The organism is Sphingopyxis sp. Geo48 (assembly GCF_949769155.1).
Classification (GTDB): domain Bacteria; phylum Pseudomonadota; class Alphaproteobacteria; order Sphingomonadales; family Sphingomonadaceae; genus Sphingopyxis.
In genome coordinates this window covers 65,510-84,061 of the sequence record NZ_CATKPA010000005.1, presented here as the reverse complement: position 1 = coordinate 84,061, position 18,552 = coordinate 65,510, and the positions used below count along the sequence as shown (strand labels likewise).

Here is an 18,552-nt window from a genome sequence, read left to right as displayed (position 1 = left end):
GGTTAATCGCAAAGCGGGAAAGCGCTGTGACGGCCGTCATAGACAGACTCGAAAATGGGTCCTGACCCTAACTTCATTCGTCATCCCGGACTTGATCCGGGATCCATCCGGCCGACGTTGCTGGGATCCCGGATCAAGTCCGGGATGACGAGGTTGGACGGTTGCCCCCTTACCTTGCGAGCATCGGCCCCAGCTTCTGCCCCGCGAAGATATGGACATGGAGGTGCGGCACCTCCTGATGACTGTCGAAGCCGACGTTGGCGAGCAGCCGATAACCCGGGGCGACGATGCCCTGATCGCGCGCGACCTTGCCGACGGCGCGGACGAAGCCGGCGATTTCGGCGTCGCTGCCGTGCTCCGAAAAATCGTCCCAGCTGACGTAAGGGCCCTTGGGGATCACGAGGATATGCAGCGGGGCCTGCGGATTGATGTCGTGGAAGGCGAGTGCGAACTCGTCCTCATAGACGGTCTTCGACGGCAGTTCGCCGCGCAGAATGCGCGCGAAGATATTGCCGTCGTCATAGGGAAGCGTCGCGTCGATCGGCATGGAAGGCTCCTATTGGGGGCGGCTGGCTTTTTCGGCGTGGCCCGAGGTGCCGTGGCGTCGACCGAGTTCGGCAGCGACGGCGTCCCAGCCAAGGCCGCGGTCGGCGAGCAGGATGGTGAGGTGGAAGATAAGGTCGGCCGCTTCCCCGGTCAGCGCCGCATCGTCCTCGGTGAGCGCGGCGATGATGGTTTCGGTCGCTTCCTCGCCGAGCTTCTGCGCGATCTTGCCGCGGCCCTTCGCGGCGAGGCTCGCGACATAGGATGCGCCCGCGTCGCCGGCGGCGAGCCGGTCGTTCACCACCGCTTCGAGCTGCGTCAATGTCTCGCCGATCGCCATAGGAGCCGCCCTTTCGTTCGTCGCCGTGCCTAGCGGCGGGAAAGGCGCTGGACAAGCCGCGATGCCTCTGGTGAAGCGCGGACATGGCCGAGGTCAAATTGCATCCCGACTGGCTCGCAGCGATCGGCGGCGAGTTCGAGCAGCCCTATATGGCGGCGCTGAAGGCGTTTCTCGCGGGCGAGCGCGACAAGGGAAAGGCGATCTATCCGCGTCCGCGCGACTGGTTCGCCGCGCTTGATGCGACGCCGCCGCAGGATGTGCGCGTCGTGATATTGGGGCAGGACCCGTATCACGGGCCCGGGCAGGCGCATGGGCTGTGTTTCTCGGTCCAGCCGGGGGTGCGAACGCCGCCGAGCCTCGTCAACATCTACAAGGAAATGAAGGCCGATCTCGGCATCGCGCCCGCGTCGCACGGATACCTCAAGCATTGGGCCGAGCAGGGCGTGCTGCTGCTCAACAATTGCCTGACGGTCGAAGCCGGAATGGCGGCGTCGCACCAAGGCAAGGGGTGGGAGAAATTCACCGACGCCGCAGTTGCCGCGGTCGCGGCCGATCCGGCGCCGAAAGTGTTCATCCTGTGGGGCAGCCATGCGCAGCGCAAGGCGGCGAATGTGCCGGGGCTGGGCGCGGGAAGTCCGCACCTGATCCTGCGCGCGCCGCACCCGTCGCCGCTGTCGGCGCATAACGGCTTTTTCGGGTCGAAGCCCTTCAGCCAGGCGAACGCGTTCCTCGAGGCGCACGGGCGCGGGTCGATCGACTGGCGCCTGCCCGACAATCCAGAGGCGCCCGCCGCATGAGCCTGTTGGCCGACCCGGTAACGCTCGCGGTGCTCGTCGCGGCGGTGATCCTCGTCGGCATGGCGAAGGGCGGGCTGGCCGGAGTCGGCGCACTTGCAACCCCGCTCGCGGCGCTCGTCCTGCCGCCCGCGACCGCCGCGGCGGTGCTGCTGCCGATCCTGATCGTGCAGGACGTAATCAGCGTCTGGGCTTTTCGTCACACATGGGACGGCTGGATCATCGGCTGGATGCTGCCCGGCGCCGCCGTCGGTGTCGCGGCGGGCTGGTTCTATGCCGAGCGGGTCAACGAGGCGCAGTTGATGATGGCGCTGGGCGCGATCACGCTGGCGTTCGGCGTCTATCGCCTGTGGGTCGAGCGCGGCGGACGCGTCGTCGCGGCGTCGACCTCGCCCGGCTGGGTCGGGACGATCTTCGGCGGGATCATGGGGTTGACGAGCCAGATCGCGCATGCGGGCGGACCGCCTTTCCAGATGTGGGTGACGCCGCGCAAGCTGCCGCACCTGACCTTCATCGGGACGAGCGCGATCCTGTTTGCGATCGTCAACTGGATGAAAGTGCCCGCCTATCTCGCGCTCGGCGCCTTTCCGCACGAGGTGATCGTCGCGGCGCTGCTGCTGATGCCGCTCGCGATCGTCTCGACCTTGCTGACGGTGCGCTGGATGAAGCGGATGAATCCCGAACGTTTCTATGTCCTCATCTATCTCTTGATGGTCTTCCTCGGCGCAAAGCTGCTCTGGGACGGGCTGCACGGATGATTGCCGGAATAGGGCGACGCGGGCGTGCAAAGCGCCTAGGCTGTCCGGCGACGGGTGTTCATGCTCGCCGCCGCAAAGGTAATGACCATGGCCAAAGGCCAGAAGAAATCGAGCCGGGAAGCCCGCAAACCCAAGGCCGAAAAGCCAAAGAAGCCGAACGCGAGCAATCCGTCGACCAAGCCGGGCGTCGTCGCCGGGCTCGACAATATGAAGAAATAACCGCGCATGCCGCGGTGGAAAGCATGAGGCCGTCATGGTGAAGGCCGTGTGGAACGGTGCGGTGATCGCCGACAGCGACGACATCGTCGTCGTCGAGGGCAATCCCTATTTCCCGCGCGCCGCGGTCGATGCGGCGCTGTTGTCGGACAGCGCGACGACGAGCTTTTGCCCGTGGAAGGGCGTCGCGCATTATCATCATGTTACGGTCGACGGGCGGGTGAACGAAGACGCGGCCTGGTATTATCCGGAACCCAAGGAAGCGGCGGCGGCGATCGCGGGCCGCATCGCCTTCTGGAAGGGCGTCGAGGTCGGCTGACTTCGTCCATAGATGCCCGTGACCATCCAGATCCTCGTCGATGCCGATGCCTGTCCGGTAAAGGACGAGATCTACAAGGTCGCGTGGCGGCACGAGGTTGCGGTGAAAGTCGTCAGCAACAGCCGGCTGCGCGTGCCAGATCATCCATTGATCGAGCGCATCGTGGTCTCCGACGGCTTCGACGCCGCCGACGACTGGATTGCCGAGGCTGCCAGTGCGACGAGCGTCGTGATCACTGCGGACATATTGCTGGCCGATCGCGCGCTGAAGGCCGGGGCGACGGTGCTCGCGCCGACCGGCAAGCCTTTCACCGCCGCATCGATCGGTCCGGCGATCGCGACGCGCGCGATCATGGCCGACCTGCGCGCCGGCATGGGCGAAGGACTCGGCGGGCCGCCGCCCTTCTCCAAGGCCGACCGGTCGCAATTCCTGCAGGCGCTCGACACGGCTTTGGTGCGGCTGAAGCGAGCAGGATAAGTTTCTTCGCTTTCTTTTCAGTCTCTTGTCATTTTTCTTCGCGCGAGTGACCGCGATCACCGCGAGATGTGACGTCATGCGGCAAAAGCTTTTCATCGAAACATCAACCGCCCCCCGGCGGACAGATCGAGAGGAAGAGACGATGACCAGCAAGATGATCGCCCCCGTGATGGCCCTGACGATCGCGCTGTCGGCGACCCCCGCGATGGCGCAGTCGGCGCAGCCCGCGCAGGGGAGCATGACGATCAGCAGCGGCCCGATCCAGATCCTGATCGGCCTTCTTCTTCCCGCGGTGCAGAAGGTCCGCGAGGCGGCGCGCTAATAAGCCTCCCGTTCCGTGCTGGCCCGTACGCCGGCACGGGGCCAGCCCTCCCGCCACGCAGGACCCCGGCGGGAGGGCACAATTTCCCGGCACGGGGTTGCGGCGGTTTATCCGAAGGGGGACCGGGCGGAACCGCCGGCGCCGCCCGACCTCCCGAAAGGTGACGGTCGGGCGGCTTCGTTCAGTTGCCGGCGCTGCGATGACGGAAGAAGGCCAGCAGCAACACGACGGTGACGATGCCGACCATCGCGCCTGCGGAGGTCGTGACCAGCCGGATCGATTCGGCCGGGTCGTTCGAATTCCAGGCACCGCTTTGCGTCTGCCCGATCATCCACCAGGCGCCGCCGATGATGATCGCGTCGAGCAGGACCAGCCCCATGAGCGCGCGAACCGATTTCTTCATGACCGCCTCCCCTGTCCGACCCGGCCGCGATCCTATCACATTGTCACAGAATGCCGAAATATTTGGCGCTGCGACGGCAGGGTGTCTTTCGTTTGACCAGCCGCCATCCGCAGCGCATCCTCGGCGCCATGTCACGGCTCTACACGAACTTCGCCGAATTCTGGCCCTTTTACCTGCGCGAGCATAGCAAGCCGCGGACGCGGGCGCTCCACTATGTCGGGACCAGCCTTGTCGTGCTGATCGCGGCGGCGGCGCTGCTGACGGCGCGGTGGGGCTGGCTCGTCGCTTTGCCGGTCGCGGGCTATTTCTTCGCGTGGGTCGCGCATTTCGGGGTCGAGAAGAACCGGCCGGCGACCTTCACCTATCCGCTGTGGAGCCTCGCCGCCGATTTCCGGATGTGGGGGCTCTGGTTGACCGGCCGGCTCGGCCCCGAGCTCGATCGCGCGGGGGTAGAACGCAAAACTCGATCAGACTGACCGAAAGCCATCGCTGGCCGTTATTGCGAATCATTCTTAAATTCTTGATGTTCGCAGTTACTGGAGACGGACGATGCCGACCGACCTGATCAAGACCTTCACCTATTTGTCGATCCATCTGACCATCGGGTTCAGCGTCGCCTATGTGATGACGGGCTCGGCGACGCTCGCCGGCGGGATCGCTATCATCGAGCCCTGTATCAATGCCGTCGCATTCTTCTTCCATGAAAAGGCGTGGAAGCGACTGGGGTCAGGGCGTAAGCTGCTTTCGGCCTGATCGCTCCCCGATCATCATCGAGTCCTACCGACCCAACCGAAGGAGACCAACATGACCGTCAACCGCGCATCCGCCCGCTACGAAGGCTTCGGCAAGGAAGGCAAGGGATCGATCACGACCAAATCGGGGGTGCTGAATGCACAGCCCTATGGCTTCGGGACGCGCTTCGAAGGTCAGCCCGGGACGAATCCCGAGGAACTGATCGCAGCGGCGCATGCCGCCTGCTTTACCATGGCGCTGTCCTTCGGGCTGGCGCGGGCGGGCTATTCGGGCGACACGCTCGAAACCGGCGCGGCGGTGACGCTCGAGCAGCAGGATGGGGGTTTCACCATTACCAAGTCGGCGCTGACGCTGACGGGCAAGGTGCCGGGGATTTCGGCCGAGGAGTTCGCCGCGATCGCCGCGGAGGCCGAGAAGAATTGCCCGGTGTCGAAGCTGCTCAACTGCGAGATCACGCTCGAACATAGTCTGGAAGGCTAAGCCGCGCGGCGAAGCGGCGACGGCAGTTCGTCGGCCATGAAGTCGAACGCGCCCTGCGCCGGAGCAAGCAGCCGCCAGCTTTGGAGGACGCGGTAGCGGCCGTGTCCGACGTGACTTTCGATCAGGGCAAGATCGCGCGGGATCCAGTTCCACATGACCGGCACCGGATCGAAGGGATGCCTGCCATGCCCCAGCGTCACATGCGGGCGGAGGCCCGAATGGCGATACAGGGGTTCGATCCCATGCGGCGCGAGAAGCGCAACGATCGCCTCATAGAGTTGGCGAATGGCGGCGACGCTCCCGGCGGTGACGAGTTCGGCGCCCGCGCCCTTGCTGACGATCCGGCCGAACGGGATGCAGGCTGCGCCGGGCAATCCCGCTGCGAACGCCTTCGCGACCCGTTGCCGCAGAAACGGGTGCGGGGCGGACGCCTCGTCGATCGTGCAAAGCGTCACGTGGTAATTCTGCGGCTTCAGCCCCGCGAACAGATCGCCCGAAACGGGCGGCAATTGGCGTGCCAGCCAGCCGGCGCGGTCGGCCGGAACCTGAAAGCCCAGAAAATAGCGGAACATCGGCGTCATCGGTCTTCCTCCGAATCGGATAATGTTCCTATTATGTTCTCAATCGGCGCGCGAGTCGAATCATCCCGAGGAACCGCGCGCTACTGGCAGTTACCGTCGCGTTTTTCTTCCTTGCCGGTCGACAGGAACCAGCGCGATTTCGCGGCGTCGGCTTCCTCGTCATAATAGCAGACGTCGGTCGCGCCGGTGCGCGGGTCGACCAGCACCGCCCATTGGTGGGCGCCGCAATTATGCGCCTCGCACGCCCACGACATGACCTTGTCGCCGCGCATCTCGATCGGGCCCGCGGGCCCTTCGAGCGTCGTGATTGCTTTCAGCGCGGCCTTGTCCCTGACGCTCGCGGCGATGCCCGCCTTGACGAGCGCATGGTCGTTCCATGCGACGCCGTCGACCTTGTCGAACGGATATTTGCCCACATAAGAGGCGAGCTTCGACCCGGCCGTCGGTGGCAGCGGCGAGGGCGCTTCGGCCGGCTTTGCAGCGGCGGCGGGTGCGGGGGTTGCTCCCTCCGCGGCCGGAGCTGTCGTCGTGGCGGCGCCGGCGGGGGTCTCCCCGGCCTTTTCGCCGCAGGCGCCCAGCATCAGCGCCACGGCGGGCAGGCATATCGTCGAACGGCGGATGGTCATGGCTTTCTCCCTGAAACACGAATTTCCGAGAGCGGACACGGCGGTACGCTAATCGCAGCCTAGCATCGTTGCGCCCGCCATGTCATCGTCGGCTCGGACGCTATCGGGCCGAGGCGATGACGGAAAAGGTGGCATTGCTGTCGGGCGAGCAGATGTGAGGAGAGATGTGGGTGTCTGACGAAGATCCCTCGGCGCTGATCGATGCCAAGATCGCGTCGCTCGGCGACTGGCGCAGTGCGACGCTGGCGAAGCTCCGCGCGCTGATCCGCGAGGTCGATCCCGACGTCGTCGAAACGGTCAAGTGGCGCAAGCCGACCAATCCCGGCGGGGTGCCGACATGGGAGCATGCGGGGGTGCTGTGCACCGGCGAAACCTACAAGGACAAGGTCAAGCTGACCTTCGCCAAGGGGGCGGCGATCGACGATCCGGCGCGCCTGTTCAATTCGAGCCTCGACGGCAATGTCCGCCGCGCGATCGATCTGTTCGAAGGCGACGGGGTCGATGCAGCGGCGTTCAGGGCGCTTGTTCGCGGAGCGGTCGAAGCGAATCTTGCGAAGCCTGCACGCACCAAGGCGTAAGTAGGGATCAGCGCGAAGCATCGCCCTGCGCCACCGCGGGGAGATCGGCATCGAACGCCCCTTCGGCCGGCTATTGCGCCGGTCGGCAATCCTTGAGCCAGAGGACATGCTTATACTCGTCGAAATCTTCGACTGTACCCGTCAGCTTGATCGCCTTGTCGGGCTTGAGCTGGAGCGAATAGGCGGCCTGACCCGGTGCCATATAGCAGACGATGTCGGTCTTGAACGGCGCCTGGTTGGGCAGGCGGATCGCCTGATCCCAGGGGTCTGGAACTTTGTAGCCGATGCGAAAGGCATTGCCGTCCTTGGTGACATAGGCGACGGTGCCGTCGACGGTGAATTGCTTGCCCTTGTACCGCGTCAGCACGCCCGCGGCGTTGCGCTCGGTGTCCTTCGACACTTGCTGCGACAGGCCGAGCGCGCTGATCTTGACCGGGGCGGCGGCGACGGTCGTCGCGGTCGCGCCCTTCTTCGCGGCGGCTGCACCCGCCTTGCCGCCCTTGATCGCGTTCAGCATGCCGCACATTTCGGCCATCGCAAGCTCGGTCTTCGTCGACTGGCCGGCGCGCAGCTTGGCCTCCATCACGACCGTGCCGACACCGCCGGTCTGCGTGGCGGTGATCTGGATCGGAAAGGCGCGCGCGCCGCCGGTCATCGGCTGTTCGATAAGCATCGACCCGAACTCGGCCTCATCGGCCATGATGTCATAGCCCTTGCCCGCAGCGATCCCGCGCATCTGGCCGATCGCGACCGCGGGCGGCAGGTCGGCGACGGTTACCGCGGCCGTGAATCGGAGCCCGGTGATTGCATTGCCCTTTTTCACAAAGGCTTCCTCGCAGGTCGCGGCCTTCGCGGGCGTGGCGGTGAACAGCAGGGCAACGGGGGCGAACGCAGCGGCAAAGCGTAGGGCGGTCATGGGGTCTCCTGACGATTATGTTGTAGGGCATATTGTGCCCCAGCCGATGCGCGATGGCAATGAGTAAGCCCCTCATATAATGACGGATTAGGTGATTTTAGGACTTGTCCTCTTTGTCTTGATCTCAACTTTGGTTGAGCTTTCATAAGCGTCGGCAGATGATTCGTTTCGAGGAGCCTTTGCCGATGTTGCACCACAGCCAGCCGCCGCTTTCGGCCGACGATCGCCCCGAAGACGGTGCGGGACGGCCATCCTTCCTGTCGCGCTATCTGGCACGCATCGGGCTCGCCAGCCGGCCTGCGCCGACGCTGGAGGGGCTCGCACTGCTGCAGGCGGCGCACCAGGCCGCGATTCCGTTCGAATCCTTCGACGCGCTCACCGGCGCGGGGGTCGATATTGCCCCGGAAGCGATCGAGGCGAAGCTGGTCGACCGTGGGCGCGGCGGCTATTGCTTCGAGCAGAATGCGCTGTTCCTTCGCGTCCTCTCCGAACTGGGTTTCGACGCCGAGGGGCTGATCGGGCGCGTGCGCTGGATGCTGCCCGACGACGCTCCGGCGACGCCGCGCACCCACATGACCATCCGCGTCCGGCTCGGCGGACGGCCCTGGCTGGTCGACGTCGGTTTCGGCGCGACGGTACCGCCGCAGCCGCTCGCAATGGACCAGCCCGGCGCGGCGCAGCCGACACGGCACGAAACCTATCGCCTCACGCCGCGCGGAGGCGGCCACCGCGTCGAGGCCGCAGTCGCGGGCGAGTGGCGCGTGCTGTACGACCTCGAAGATGCGCCGGCGCCCGCGATCGATTACGAGGTCGGCAACTGGTACACATCGCAGCATCCCGCCTCGCACTTCCGCCACCAGCTTATCGCGGCTCGGACGACGGACGAGGCCCGGTACGGCCTGCGCGACAACCGGCTGACGATCCGCCGTGCGGACGGTGGCATCGATCAACGCTACCTGTCGGCCGATGCGATCGAGGCGGCGCTGCGCGAGATCTTTCTGCTGACCCCCGAACCCGGCTGGCGCCGGGTTATCGAGCGCGCGGCGACGGCGGAGGTCGTAGCCTAGCTGCAGCCCGTTCCTTCCTTGCGCGCCGCCCAGCCGATCGCGCCGTTCACCATCTGCAGGTGCGTCGGGTCGCGCCATGCCTCGGCGCGGTGGCCGAGCGCCGAGTAGAAGATGCGCGCGCGGCCCTCGCAGCGCCACCAGATCAGCGCATGACCATCACCCATCCGCAGCTTCTGCTCGAGCCGCAGCGTGCCCTCGTCGAGCCATGCCACGACATGCGCGTCGGCGGCGGGCGGGGCGTCCCAGCTGTAATATTCGTCGGTCCAGCGCCAGCGTTCGGGCAGGTGCCAGGTCGCGGGATGGCCGCGCCCCTTGACGCTCAGCCACGCCGTCTGGAACTGGTCGGCGCCGCTTGGGTGGCCGATGAAATTGCCGTTGCCGCGCATCCGTACGAACCAGTCGGGGTGGCTGCCGTCGCCTGCGCTGTGGAGGCCGACGAAACCGCCGCCGCGCGCGATGAACGCCCGAAAGGCGGCGCGCTGCTCGGGGGTATAGATGTCGCCGCTGGCGTTGGCGAAGACGATAACGTCGAACTTCGCAAGGCTCTCGGGATTGAACACCGCGGCGTTCTCGGTCGCGAAGCTGCTCCAGCCGCGCGCCTTCACCAGTTTTTCGATCGCGGGCACCGCCTGGGCGATGCTGTCGTGGCGATAGCCGTTGGTCTTGCTGACGATCAGCACCGCGGGGTGTTTCAGTTCGGGCAGGGTCGGCGCGACGGTGTCGAAGGTCGGCGCCGGGCGGCGGGGGTCGGGTACCGCCGCGGGCGGGGCGGGCGTCGATCCGGCCTGCAGCGTCAGCAGCAGCATCGCGGCAAGTTTGGCGATAGGCATCTCCGTCTCCTGTCCGTTGCGGTCGCCTTGCTAATGATACCGGTGGCCTGGCGCAACGCCCTCGCTCTGGGCTAGTAGCCGCCCCTTTGGTCGTCGCGACGCTAAAAAGCCGTACCGAAGGAAATCGAGAAGCGCTTCGAGCGGTCGCCGTCCTGCCGCACGACCGGTTCGGCGAAATTGATGCGAAACTTGCCGCCCGGCGTGTTGAGCGACACGCCGATGCCGACCGCGACGCGCGGTTTCGCCGAATTGCCGATCAGCACCTCGCCGGGCGCGAGGTCGGACTTGCGCGCGCCGAACACCGATCCCGCGTCGACGAACAGGCTGGGGGTGATTCCGAAGCGGTTCGTCCCCGCGCCCGGCCGGACCGACACCTCGAAACGCGCGACATAATAGGCGCGGCCGCCGATCGCGGTGGTTTCGCCCGGCGCCGCGGCGGTCGGCACGACCTTGGGCCCGAGACCGCGCAGATCGAATCCGCGCATCGCGTTGCCGCCGATGTAGAAGCGGTCGAACAGCGGCACCTCGCGCCCGCCCAGCGAGGTCAGGAACCCGCCCTCGACCCCGAGCGAGAGGACGAGATCGCTGCCCAAACCCGCGTAGGCGGTGCCGCCAATGCGCCATTTGGCATAGCGCGATGTGCCGCCCGGACCGGCGAAATCCTGTACGATGCGGACCTGGAAACCGCGCGTCGGGTCGACCGCGCTGTTGCGCCGGTCGAGGCTGAGCGCGAGGCTGAGGATCGAGCTGCGCGAGCGGCCGAGCGCGTTGCAGAAAGCGCCGCCGAGCAGCGCCGGATCGCAGACGGTATCCTTGTCCTTGATGCGGAAATTCTCTTTCGCGAATCGATAGTTGGCGGTCGCGCGAAAGCCGCCCTTGATCGCCTTGCCGATCAATATATTGGCGCCGCGCGCATCCTGCCGGAATTCGGAGGATTGCTTGTCGCTGCCGAAACCGATCGCCGACGAGCGCGACCAGAACAGGGTCGGCGCGAAGGCGAAGCGGCTGCCCATGAAATTGGCATCGGAATAACCGACCTCGGCCTGTGTCTGGATGTCCGAATAGCGGAACAGCGCGGTGATGTCGCGGCCGGGGCCGCTGATATTGGTGCGCGACAGCTTGATCGATCCGACCGGCCCCTCGATCGACGAATAGCCGCCCGACAGCGCCAGCCCGCCACGCGGTAGCGGTTCGGGGCTCAGCAGGTCGACTTCCTTGGCCTGTGCCTCGCCTTCTACCGTGCTGCCCTCGGGGCCGATTTCGGGCGGCGGCGCGTCGGCGGCAGGGGCGCTTTGACCGAGTTCGGACGCCTCGGGCCGCGGCGCTGCGGCGGCGAGCGTCACGCCCCCCTCGCCATGCCCCGCCGGCAGATCGAGAAGCGGCGCATGCATCGGGGAGACGCCGCCCGCGCTGTCGGGGGTCAGCGAGCTTGGGCCATGGCCGCCGTCGGGCCCGCAGGCTGTTTCAGGGCAGGCTTCGCCGCCGGGCCGCTCCAGGTCGGGTGGCGCGGCGAGCGCCTGTCGCTGTGCCCCCTGATCTCCGAGCCAGGACACGGCGGATATATCGGCGTCAAAAGCCGGAAATCCCGCGTCCATGGCGTGCGCTTCCTGTTCGGCTGCAAAGGGGGCATCGGCCGGTGGCACCGCGCCCGGAGGCACGCTGTCCGCCGCCGCCGGAGCGGCAAGGACGATGTCGGCGGGAAGAGGGAGAGCAGCGGGGAGAAAAGCCGTGGCAGGGAGTTCGGGGGAAGTGGCGGCCGGGGCCGGAGGCAGCGGCAGATCGCGTGCTACCAAGGCCGGGGCGGCGTGACGCGAGGCGTCGACCAAGGATTCGGGCGCCGGTGCTATCGCGGCCGGGGCATCCGCCGACGGGCTGGCCGGGGCCGAAGTACGCCAGCGATGCGGCGGCTGCAGGTCGCCGACCGGTTCGAAAAGGAAGGCGCCGACGCGCGTCGGTGTCGCCGATAGCGCAATCGCGTCCAGCCCACCGATATCGGGCGGATCGACAGAAGGCCGATCGATCGCCGGCGACGGACGCGGAAGGTCGGGCGTGAACCGCGGCGGCGGGTCCAGCGGTGCGGAATCGCCGATCCCGATCGCGGCCGCGACTCCCAGTGCAGTCCCCTGCACGGCGTAGCCGACGCCCCGGAACAGTATTCCGTAACCGCACAACTGTTTTTCCCCCCTCTCGCGGCCGGCTAGTCACCGGCCGCTGCCGCCGCCCCGGTCATGATTCCCGGAACGATCGGTTGAAGCTGTCGATCATCGGCTGGAAGAGATATTGCAGCAGCGAACTGGACCCGAGATCGATGAAGACTTCGGCAGGCATCCCCGACATGAGCCGCACGTCGGGATAGCGTTTAAGCTGCTCGGGAGAGATTTCGACGATCACCTTGTAATATAGCTGGTGCGCGTCCTGGTCGTAGATCGCATCGGGGCTCACCTCGCGCACCGTGCCGATCAGGTTCGGGATAACCCGCGCCTTATAGGGGGTCAGCCGGACCTCGGCCTTCAGCCCCGAATGAACCATGTCGATGTCGGTCGGGCGCAGCCGCGCCGAGACGACGATTTTTTCCGACGATGGAACGATGTCGAGGATCGGTTGCCCCGATCCCAGCACGCCGCCTGGCGTGATCAGCCGCAGGTTCGCCACCCGTCCGTCGATCGGGGCGAGGATCTGCTTGCGGCTGCGGACGTCGGTGCTGACCTTGAGCTGCTCTCGCGCCTCGGCGATCTTGAGCTGAACCTCGCGCTGCTGCTGCGCCGCGTCGAGTACCATCTGCCCGCGCAGCGACGTCATCTGCGCCTGCGTTTCGCCGATAGCATCGCGCAGCCGGTCCATATTGTTGGTCAGTTTGCCGCGTTCGCCGGCAACCGCCGATTTCTGGCGTTGCAGCGCGAGCAGGCGCGATTTGCGCTCCAGCCCTTCGTCGACGAGCATGTTCACGCCCATTTCCTCTTCTTCGAGCAATTTGGCCTGGTCGCCAAGCGCCACGATCTGCGCGCCCGAACTGCGAATGTCGGCGTTCGCCTGGCTGATCCGCTGCGACAGGATGGCCGACTGCTCGGCCAGCCCGCGGCGGCGCGAAATGAATTCGGCGTTCGACGCCGCAATGATTTCCTTGACCTCGGGATCGCTTGCGGCCGCGAGCAGTTCGGCCGGGTAACTGATCCGGTCGAGCCGCAGCCGTTCGGCGGTAAGCCGCGCGTCCTGCGCGAGGAGGCCGTAGTAGCCCGAACGCAGCGCGGCGTCGGACGCGTCGTTCTGCGTCGCGTCGAGCAGCACCAGCGGCTGGCCGGCGCGGACCTGCTGCCCCTCGACGACCAGGAATTTGCTGACGATGCCGCCTTCCAGATGCTGCACGGTGCGGCGCCCGCCGCCCGCCGCTTCGAGGAAGCCCGAGGCGATGGCGGCGCTGTTGAGCGGTGCCGCCCAGCTCCAGATGCCGAAGGCGGCGACGAACAGCCCGATCGCGATCATCGCAAGGCGCATCGACCGCCCGACCTTCGGCGCGCTGAAATCCGCCGCCGGTGCAGGGAGGGCGAGCGGTCCGGCCTCGCTGCCGGCCTCGAGACGTACCGGAATGTTCACGCCCCCATCCCCTTTTCGTTTGCCATCGCCGGCGGCGCCTTCGGACCGCCCGGTGCGCCGCCCGGCTGGATCACCCGCCGCTTCCCGGCCATTTCCTCGACGACGGTGCGCGCGTCGCCGAATTTCGCGGCCTGCCCGTCGATCATCAGCAGGATCTTGTCGGCAAGCTCGAGCAGGTTCGATCGGTGCGAGACGATGATCGTCGTCACGTTCATCGCCTTCAGTTTCTTGATCGTGCCGAGCAGCGCCGCGTCGCCGCGCGCGTCGAGGCTGGCGTTGGGTTCGTCGAGCACGACGAGCGGCGGCATGCCGAACAGCGCGCGGGCCAGGCCGACGCGCTGGCGCTGGCCGCCCGAAAGCTGGTAGCCGCCGTCGGTCAGCACGCAGTCATAGCCGCCATCGAGTTGCAGGATCATGTCGTGGCAATCGGCGAGCTTCGCTGCCGCGATCACGTCGGCGTCACTCGCGCCGGGACGGAAGCGGCCGATGTTCTGGCGGATGCTTCCAGGCAGCAGCTCGACGTCCTGCGGGAGGTAGCCGACGTTCGGACCGAAGTCGCTGCGCATCCAGTCGAACGTGTCGGCCCCGTCGAGGCGGACATGCCCCGCGCTCGGCTTGAGGACCCCGACGAGCAGCCGCGACAGCGTCGTCTTGCCCGACGCCGACGGACCGACGATCGCCAGCGCGGTGCCCGCATCGATCGCGAAGCTGACATTCTTGAGGATCGCGCCCTTCATCCCCGGCGCGGCATAGCTCAGCCGTTCGACCGCCATCGCCCCGGTCGGCTTGGGAAGCGACATTTGCGAGGGGCGCGGGCGCGGCAGGTCGCAAAAGCGCGACAGGCGGCGCAGGCTTTCGCGCGCGAGCACGAACTGCTTCCAATAGCTCATCGCGGCTTCGATCGGCGCGAGCAGGCGTGCGATGAGGATCGAGCCGGCGATCATCGCGCCGCCGGTGATCTGCTGGTCGAGGACGAGCAGCGCGCCGGTGGCGAGCAGCGCGATCTGCACGAAATTGCGGATGAACTTCATCCAGGCGAGGATCTTGCTCGACTGGAATTGGGTGCGATCGACCGAATTGGTCTCTTCATGATAGCGGTGCGCCCAGTGGGCGACGGTGTCGTCGGCCATCCCCATGGCGTCGATCGCTTCGCTGTTGCGGACGAGCGATTCGGCATATTGCATGTTGCGCGCGCCAAGCGCCTGCGCCTCGCTGATCGCGTTTCGGGTCATGCGCTCGTTGTACCAGGTCAGCCCGAACAGCGTGATCGCGCCCACCGCCGAGATCAGGCCGAAAAGCGGGTGCAGCAAAAAGACGATGAACAGGTAGAGCGGCACCCACAGCATATCGACGACGCTGAAGACCGTCGGGGTCGAGATGAAATTCTTGACCTGCGCCAGTTCGCGGAGCGCCTCGAGCCGCGTGTTCGGCGCGATCAGCCGCTGTTCGAGCGAGCGGACGAGGAGCGATGGGCCGAGCCGCTGCGCGAGCCAGGTTCCGACCCTGTTCGCGACCTGCTGGCGGATGCCGTCGAGCATCGAACCGAGCCCGATCACCATCGTCACCGCGAGGACGAGGAAGAACAGGGTATCCTTGCTCTGGCTCGACAGCACGCGATCGAAAATCTGCATCATGAACAACGACATGGCGAGCGCCGCCAGGTTGGTGATCATCGAGAAGAAGATGAGCTTGCCGGCGATCGCGCGCTGCGGAAGCAGGCTGTCGGTCAACAGGTTGCCGGAGCGTTCGCGGCCGAACGCGGCGGTCAGGGCATTGAAGGCCACGTCAGAAGTCCCGGAGCGCCGGGCCGTCGCCCGCGTGAAGAGGCAGGACGAGCCCCGAGATCAGACCCGCAAGCTCCATCTGGCGATGCACGCCCAGCTTGGCGCGGACGCGCTTCAAGTAGGTGCGCGCGGTCTCTTCCGACAGCCCGCACCCTTCGGCGGCGTTGCCGAGGCTGCTCGATTTCAGGAACTGGCCGAGGAAACGCTGTTCGGACGGGAGCAGCCCCAGCGCCTCGAGCAGCGACGTCGGTGCGTCGACCTTTCCCGGGCCCATGAGGATCAGCATCGCGCAGCGCGCGGTGACGTCGCCCGACCGCGATTTCGCCGAAACGACATAGGCGAGGCGCCAGTCGCCGTTGCTGCAATCGAGCCGGAACACATCCTCGACCGGCTGCGACGCGGTCGCAGCGCGGCGGATGCTTTCGCGCAATTCCTTCGCCTGCTGCGGGTTCGCGGCGACGATCGCGCCGTCGGCGGCCCGGATCAGCCATTTGCGCTGGCCGAGAAGCGCGGTCGCGGCGCTGTTGATGAACAGCGGGCGTCCGTCGGCCGAGAGCAGCGCCATCGCCAGCGAGACGCGGTCGAACATCCCTTCGAGCATCGCCGACCGCTGCGACTGGCGTGCGAGCTGCGCAGCATGCGTCGCCGAATCGGCGAGCAATGGCGCGACCATCTGCAGCGAGGCGATGTCGCGGTCGCTGAAGCGGGCCGATCCGCCCTGCCGGAAAAACAGCGCGTGGATACAGGTGCCGCCGCGCTTCATCTGGAGCGCGACGCCGCAGTCGTAGAGCCCCGTCGCCGGGTCGCCGTGCGCACCGAGTTCGGCGCCGAAGCCGGTTCCCGCGATCTGGAAATGGTGGACGGGCTGCTCGCCGATGCGCGACCAGAGGTCGTCCATCATAGCGAGGAGCCGCTGCGTCGCATCGGCGTCGTCGCGGACATGGTCGAAGCCGAGCAGATAGGCGTGCCGCTGTGCGCCGCTACCCGAAAGCGTGACCGTCAGGATCGCCGAACTGATGTCGAACTGGCCGAGGAAGTCGTGCCAGACCTTGCGCGTGTTCGCCATCGCGTCGACGCCATGCCGGAGCCCCGAAATCGTCTCTCCATGGTCGGGTTCGAACGGGAGATCGCAGGAATGGAAAGCGTCGCCGCCTGCATCGGCATAGAGAGTCGAAAGTTCGGCATCCGAAGACATTATGGCCCCCCATGAGACATTGGACCCGGAGCGGGGGTTGAAAATCCCGCAACAGGACATGCACGCGCGACCATATTGTCCGGCACGCCGGCCCCGTACGGATGGGACCGCGCGCCTTGCCGGTATGCCTTGGGCATCTTACTCAGCGGCTGTCGGTGGACGGACACCCGCCGACAGCGCTCCTGCCGTGACGGCTGCAGGAAGCGGGGTTTGTCTATTTCGATTCGGCGGATCGAGTCTATTACCCACTCGGACATATCCGTATGGGTAGTTTCCCGCCCTTCCGCCGCAGCCTATCCTCACGCCATCGAGATAGCCGGGGTCGCCGCTCGCATCGACGATGTCTCAGGAGGGGGCAAATGCAGGGACCATCGACCAAAAGCGCGCGCCTGCTATGCGCGTCCTGCGCACTCGCGATCGCGGCGATTCCCGCGCTTTTGCAGGCCCAGGCCCCGGCACCGGGACGCGCGCCGTCGAGCACGATGGCCTCGCTCGCCAAGACTGTCATCGAAACCAATCCCGACATCGAAGCGCAGCGTCAGCAGGTGCGAATCACCAAGGCGCGACTCGCCACCGCCGAGGCGGGCTACTTCCCGACGGTCGAGGCGAACGGAACCGTCCAGCGGCGCGAGATCGACGTCAAGAATGGCGGCCGCGGCGATTCGAAATATACGTCGGCCAACGGAGCGATCGAGGCGCGCCTGCGCTTCTACGACGGCAATCGCACCTATAATTCGGTGCAGATCGCGACCGCCGAGATGGCGGCGGCCGAAGCTGGGCTCGATGCGACCATTTCGGACACGCTGCTCGACCTGCTCACCTCCGCCGCCGACGTCCATCTCCAGCGCAAGGTGCTCGAATATTCGCAGCAGCAAAGCGACGCGATCGGCGAGCAGCTGCGCGCGACGTCGCGCAAGCTGGAATTCGGAGAGGCGACGCGTACCGATGAAGAGCTGGCGAAGGCCCGGCTCGCAACGGCGCAGGCCGGCGTCCTCGCCGCGACCGAGGAGCTCAACGTGAACGGCTATGAGTTCCGGACCGTGAGCGGGCAGTCGGCGACGACGCTTCCGGCGCTTCCGGCGCTCGCGCCCGTGCCCGACTCGCTTGCCTTGGCCCAGAAGATCGCGCTCGAGAACGCGCCGCGACTGCGCGCCGCGCGACTTAATGCGGAGGCCGGAAAGGCCGGCGTCCAGTTCGCGGCGGGAGCGCTGTTTCCGCAGGTCGACGCGGTCGGCGGCTATGAGTATCTGGCCGGCGGGGTCGCGAACCTGTTCACCGGCAAGCTGCCCGACGATCGCTCCTCGCTCTATGGCGGACTCGAGGTTCGGGTGCCGATCTTCGTGCCGCGCGACCATGCCGAAATCGGCCGCGCACGCGCTGTCCGCGACCAGCGCCTGTCGCAGACCGACATCGCGACCCGTGCGGCCGCGGAGGAAGTGGCGAGCTATTGGACGCGGTGGCAGTCGGCGAAGAGCACGATCGTCACCGCAACCGCCGCGGTCGCCGCGATCGAACAAGCGGCCGAGGGCCTCAAGAAGGAGGCGCTCGGCGGCAACCGGACGCTCACCGACGTGCTCGATGCGCAGAACGAGTTGCTGACCGCGCGGGTGACGCTCGAACGCGCCAACCGGAACGAATTCGTCGCGCGCGCAGGGTTGCTGGCGGCGATCGGCCGGCTCGACGGCGATGCGATCCTCGAGGGGCGGTGCTGCACGGCTGGCGCGGCGGGCACCGTGTCGCGGCCGGGCGCATCGGCGCTGGGGCGTCCGGCTGCGGGCGAAAGCATCGCCAGCGGGGACGCGTCCGCCAAGGCCTCCGCCACTCCTGTGCGGCCTGGACAGTCGACGCTTGGCAGTGCGCCCGTCGCGTCGGCGCCCGCTGTTCCATCTTCTGGCGGCGAGGCGGCGACGCCGGCCGCGTCGCTTGGCGGCAGGCCGTCGGCATCCGCACTCGGACGCCGCGTCAAATAGTACCGGATC

23 protein-coding genes are annotated in these 18,552 nt (G+C 66.7%); 12 read left to right on the top strand and 11 right to left on the bottom strand.

From position 1 onward, the window contains the following. Positions 1-169: 169 nt before the first annotated feature. Positions 170-547 (bottom strand): histidine triad nucleotide-binding protein, encoded by a 378-nt coding sequence (locus QOL79_RS16330; RefSeq protein WP_283420155.1) that lies wholly within the window; start codon positions 545-547, stop codon positions 170-172. Between the two features lie 9 nt (positions 548-556). Next, positions 557-877: a phosphoribosyl-ATP diphosphatase gene (locus QOL79_RS16325; RefSeq protein ID WP_197410162.1), complete on the bottom strand. Its 321-nt coding sequence runs from the start codon at positions 875-877 to the stop codon at positions 557-559. 89 nt (positions 878-966) lie between these two features. Between QOL79_RS16325 and ung the strand changes: the two genes are divergently transcribed. From ung to QOL79_RS16295, 6 genes are all read left to right on the top strand, one after another. Continuing rightward, complete coding sequence (gene ung, locus QOL79_RS16320; protein WP_283420154.1) at positions 967-1,680, top strand: uracil-DNA glycosylase; 714 nt, start codon at positions 967-969, stop codon at positions 1,678-1,680. Beyond that, a complete protein-coding gene (locus QOL79_RS16315) occupies positions 1,677-2,435 on the top strand; it encodes a sulfite exporter TauE/SafE family protein (protein ID WP_058455162.1) in 759 nt (252 codons plus the stop codon). Before ung ends, QOL79_RS16315 begins: the two co-directional genes overlap by 4 nt. A gap of 81 nt (positions 2,436-2,516) precedes the next feature. Then, positions 2,517-2,654, top strand: a complete 138-nt coding sequence (locus QOL79_RS16310) for a hypothetical protein (RefSeq protein ID WP_283420153.1) — start codon at positions 2,517-2,519, stop codon at positions 2,652-2,654. A gap of 34 nt (positions 2,655-2,688) precedes the next feature. After that, positions 2,689-2,970 carry a DUF427 domain-containing protein gene (locus QOL79_RS16305; RefSeq protein WP_204991966.1) on the top strand — a complete coding sequence of 94 codons (282 nt, stop codon included), beginning with the start codon at positions 2,689-2,691 and terminating at the stop codon, positions 2,968-2,970. A 24-nt stretch (positions 2,971-2,994) separates the two neighbouring features. Next, positions 2,995-3,447, top strand: coding sequence for a YaiI/YqxD family protein (locus QOL79_RS16300; RefSeq protein WP_502957496.1), 453 nt, complete (start codon positions 2,995-2,997; stop codon positions 3,445-3,447). Between the two features lie 142 nt (positions 3,448-3,589). Continuing rightward, positions 3,590-3,769, top strand: coding sequence for a hypothetical protein (locus QOL79_RS16295; protein ID WP_204991964.1), 180 nt, complete (start codon positions 3,590-3,592; stop codon positions 3,767-3,769). 181 nt (positions 3,770-3,950) lie between these two features. Here QOL79_RS16295 and QOL79_RS16290 read toward each other — a convergent pair whose 3' ends face one another. Beyond that, the gene (locus QOL79_RS16290; RefSeq protein WP_204991963.1) at positions 3,951-4,172 is read right to left on the bottom strand and encodes a hypothetical protein; all 222 of its coding nucleotides are present in this window, start codon (positions 4,170-4,172) and stop codon (positions 3,951-3,953) included. A 128-nt stretch (positions 4,173-4,300) separates the two neighbouring features. On the opposite strand from QOL79_RS16290, the gene QOL79_RS16285 reads away from it, so the two are divergent. The 3 genes from QOL79_RS16285 to QOL79_RS16275 all read left to right on the top strand — a co-directional run bounded on the left by QOL79_RS16285 (position 4,301) and on the right by QOL79_RS16275 (position 5,405). Then, positions 4,301-4,648: an Mpo1-like protein gene (locus QOL79_RS16285; RefSeq protein WP_282949258.1), complete on the top strand. Its 348-nt coding sequence runs from the start codon at positions 4,301-4,303 to the stop codon at positions 4,646-4,648. Between the two features lie 73 nt (positions 4,649-4,721). Further along, on the top strand, positions 4,722-4,925 hold the full coding sequence (locus QOL79_RS16280; protein ID WP_204991962.1) for a DUF2061 domain-containing protein: 204 nt from the start codon (positions 4,722-4,724) through the stop codon (positions 4,923-4,925). A 51-nt stretch (positions 4,926-4,976) separates the two neighbouring features. After that, a complete protein-coding gene (locus QOL79_RS16275) occupies positions 4,977-5,405 on the top strand; it encodes an OsmC family protein (RefSeq protein WP_058455156.1) in 429 nt (142 codons plus the stop codon). Here the strand turns inward: QOL79_RS16275 and QOL79_RS16270 are convergent. Together QOL79_RS16270 and QOL79_RS16265 are read right to left on the bottom strand one after the other, a co-directional pair. After that, positions 5,402-5,986, bottom strand: coding sequence for a 2'-5' RNA ligase family protein (locus tag QOL79_RS16270; protein WP_282949022.1), 585 nt, complete (start codon positions 5,984-5,986; stop codon positions 5,402-5,404). The two genes, QOL79_RS16275 and QOL79_RS16270, sit on opposite strands and share 4 nt — an antisense overlap. Before the next feature lie 80 nt (positions 5,987-6,066). After that, on the bottom strand, positions 6,067-6,612 hold the full coding sequence (locus QOL79_RS16265; protein WP_282949020.1) for an Ivy family c-type lysozyme inhibitor: 546 nt from the start codon (positions 6,610-6,612) through the stop codon (positions 6,067-6,069). 170 nt (positions 6,613-6,782) lie between these two features. Here QOL79_RS16265 and QOL79_RS16260 point away from each other — a divergent pair, with 170 nt between their 5' ends. Next, positions 6,783-7,190 carry a DUF1801 domain-containing protein gene (locus QOL79_RS16260; RefSeq protein WP_058455153.1) on the top strand — a complete coding sequence of 136 codons (408 nt, stop codon included), beginning with the start codon at positions 6,783-6,785 and terminating at the stop codon, positions 7,188-7,190. A gap of 70 nt (positions 7,191-7,260) precedes the next feature. On the opposite strand, the gene QOL79_RS16255 is transcribed toward QOL79_RS16260, so the two are convergent. Next, on the bottom strand, positions 7,261-8,106 hold the full coding sequence (locus QOL79_RS16255; RefSeq protein ID WP_282949016.1) for a hypothetical protein: 846 nt from the start codon (positions 8,104-8,106) through the stop codon (positions 7,261-7,263). Positions 8,107-8,264: 158 nt separating this feature from the next. Between QOL79_RS16255 and QOL79_RS16250 the strand changes: the two genes are divergently transcribed. After that, complete coding sequence (locus tag QOL79_RS16250) at positions 8,265-9,173, top strand: arylamine N-acetyltransferase family protein (protein ID WP_283420151.1); 909 nt, start codon at positions 8,265-8,267, stop codon at positions 9,171-9,173. On the opposite strand, the gene QOL79_RS16245 is transcribed toward QOL79_RS16250, so the two are convergent. The 5 genes from QOL79_RS16245 to QOL79_RS16225 form a co-directional block, all read right to left on the bottom strand. Continuing rightward, entirely contained in the window at positions 9,170-10,003 is an 834-nt protein-coding gene (locus QOL79_RS16245; protein ID WP_283420150.1) for a ThuA domain-containing protein, read from the bottom strand. The two genes, QOL79_RS16250 and QOL79_RS16245, sit on opposite strands and share 4 nt — an antisense overlap. 101 nt (positions 10,004-10,104) lie before the next feature. Beyond that, positions 10,105-12,132, bottom strand: a complete 2,028-nt coding sequence (locus QOL79_RS16240; RefSeq protein ID WP_283420149.1) for a BamA/OMP85 family outer membrane protein — start codon at positions 12,130-12,132, stop codon at positions 10,105-10,107. Between the two features lie 97 nt (positions 12,133-12,229). Continuing rightward, complete coding sequence (locus QOL79_RS16235) at positions 12,230-13,594, bottom strand: HlyD family type I secretion periplasmic adaptor subunit (protein ID WP_058457071.1); 1,365 nt, start codon at positions 13,592-13,594, stop codon at positions 12,230-12,232. Next, positions 13,591-15,378: a type I secretion system permease/ATPase gene (locus QOL79_RS16230; protein WP_058457070.1), complete on the bottom strand. Its 1,788-nt coding sequence runs from the start codon at positions 15,376-15,378 to the stop codon at positions 13,591-13,593. Before QOL79_RS16230 ends, QOL79_RS16235 begins: the two co-directional genes overlap by 4 nt. A 1-nt stretch (position 15,379) precedes the next feature. Beyond that, on the bottom strand, positions 15,380-16,573 hold the full coding sequence (locus tag QOL79_RS16225) for a helix-turn-helix transcriptional regulator (protein ID WP_283420148.1): 1,194 nt from the start codon (positions 16,571-16,573) through the stop codon (positions 15,380-15,382). A 359-nt stretch (positions 16,574-16,932) separates the two neighbouring features. Between QOL79_RS16225 and QOL79_RS16220 the strand changes: the two genes are divergently transcribed. Beyond that, positions 16,933-18,543, top strand: coding sequence for a TolC family protein (locus QOL79_RS16220; RefSeq protein ID WP_283420147.1), 1,611 nt, complete (start codon positions 16,933-16,935; stop codon positions 18,541-18,543). The last annotated feature ends 9 nt before the right edge of the window (positions 18,544-18,552 follow it).